Source organism: Vibrio sp. D173a, from assembly GCF_030248475.1.
Map to the genome: position 1 here is coordinate 1 of NZ_JAHGAH010001469.1, position 691 is coordinate 691.

General features: G+C 46.6%; 1 protein-coding gene. It reads left to right on the top strand.

Going from position 1 to position 691, the window contains the following annotated elements; all coding sequences use genetic code 11:
• Positions 1-691 (top strand): amidohydrolase family protein (locus tag KIV40_RS34135; RefSeq protein ID WP_375164949.1); only part of this gene is annotated, 691 nt, incomplete at both ends.

Here is a 691-nt window from a genome sequence, read left to right on the forward strand (position 1 = left end):
TAGAAATGTTCGGTTGGACGGAACATGATTGGAGTGGTGAGGGTTACGCTTACCAACAGATGGATTGGGACAAAGGCCATGCCTATGAAAACGGAGCGAAGACCTTGCTGCAAGATGTGCTTGGTTATCTGATGAAAGAGGGCATGTTCGCAACGGGCCTTGAACGTACCAAGCAGTATGTACACTCGGGTGGTATCACGACCGCGATTGATCCGGGCGTTGTGATCGACAATGCGACTTATGAGCAGATGGTGAATATTCTTACGGGTGAGGCGATGCCAATGGAATACTGGTTAATTCCAGCGGGCAATTTCACTTACTCAATGGCGGGATACGATGCCAATAAAGGCAAGCAGATAGCTGAAGCTCAAACGGTTCAACAACAAGGGCATGGCAACATTCAATGGTTACCAAAGTTCGTAAAACAGTTTTCTGATGGAGCCATGTACAGCCAGTTGATGCAGCTTAAAGATGGCTATTTAGATGGTCATGAAGGGGAGTGGTTACAAACACCAGAGCAATTGGAAGACAGTATGCGCCCTTACTGGCAAGACGACTACACCATCATGGTACATGCTAACGGTGATTTAGGTTTTGAAGCCGCTGTCGACATCGTCGATAAATTGGCGAAAGAGAAACCTCGTACAGACCATAGAACGGGTTTTCATCATTTGGGTATCACAGATAAAGA